The organism is Nocardiopsis sp. TNDT3 (genome assembly GCF_003427465.1).
Classification (GTDB): domain Bacteria; phylum Actinomycetota; class Actinomycetes; order Streptosporangiales; family Streptosporangiaceae; genus Nocardiopsis; species Nocardiopsis dassonvillei.
On record NZ_QPFC01001424.1, the window covers coordinates 1 to 1,274 of the forward strand.

The 1,274-nt window shown below is 75.8% G+C and carries 1 protein-coding gene; it reads right to left on the minus strand.

The features are described 5' to 3' along the window. Positions 1-148: 148 nt before the first annotated feature. A partial coding sequence (gene lhgO, locus DQW06_RS28490; protein ID WP_117199640.1) for an L-2-hydroxyglutarate oxidase occupies positions 149-1,274 on the minus strand: 1,126 nt, incomplete at its 5' end.

The window sequence follows — 1,274 nt, forward strand, 5'->3', positions numbered from 1 at the left end:
CCTCCGGCGGCGGTCACGGGACCCTCCCGCACCGCCGCCGCTTCTCATGGTGGGACGCCGCGAAGGCCCGTACCAGAGTGTCCTCGAACCTGTGGACAACCCCCGCCGACACGCGCGGGGCCCGCGTCGGAGCCCCCTACCCCGGCGGTCAGGGGACGAACGTGTCGGTGAGGAACTCCGCGATCGCCAGGGATGAGGTGGCCGCGGGCGAGGGCGCGTTGCGCACGCACACCACACGCCCGTGGGTGTCCACGTGGAAGTCGTCGAGCAGGGAGCCGTCCCGGGCCAGTGCCTGGGCGCGCACCCCGGACGGGGCCGGGCGCAGGTCGGCGGCGGCCAGTTCGGGCAGCAGCCGCCGGGCCTGGGCGGCGAACGCGGCCCGTGAGGCGGACACGAGGGCCTCCCGGGCGCCCACGGTCCAGTGGCGGCGGGCCAGGCGCCAGAACCCGGGCCAGGACAGGGTCCGCGCGAGTTCGCTGGTGCGCACGTCGCGTGCCCGGTAGCCCTCCAGCGCGGTGGCGAGGACGGCGTTGGGCCCGGCCATGACCTCGCCGTGGACGTGGCGGGTCAGGTGCACCCCGAGGAAGGGGTACCGCGGGTCGGGGACGGGGTAGAGCAGGCCGTTCACCAGGTGGCGGCGCTCGGGGACGAGTTCGTGGTACTGGCCGCGGAAGGGCACCACCCGGGGGTCCTCCGGGGCGCCCGCCATGCGGGCGAGGCGGTCGCTGTGCAGGCCGCCGCAGACCACCAGGCGGTCGAAGCGGTGGACGAGCCGCTCGCCCCGGGGATCGCCGGTGAGGACGCGGACGCCGTCGTGTTCCTGGCGCAGGTCCAGGACGGGTGTGTTGAGCAGGATCCGGCCGCCGGACCGGCGCACGTCGTCGGCGAACTGTTCGGCGACGGCGACGAAGTCGGTGACGGCGGTGGTCGGCGAGTGCAGGGCGGCGACGCCCGCCGCGTGGGGTTCGATCTCGCGCAGGCCCCCGGGGCCCAGCCGGGTGACGCCGGGGACGCCGTTCTCCCGCGCGCGGCGTTCGACGTCGTCCAGGCGCGCCTCGTCCTCGGCGTCGGCGGCCACGAGGACCTTGCCGACCTCGTGGTAGGGCAGCCCGTGCTCGGCGCAGTAGTCCCTGAGCAGGCCGACGCCGCGCCGGCACAGCGTGGCCTTGAGGGAGCCGGGCCTGTAGTAGAGCCCGGCGTGGACGACGCCGCTGTTGCGGCCCGTCTGGTGCGCGGCGACCCGGTCCTCCTTCTCCAGGACGGTGACGCGGGTG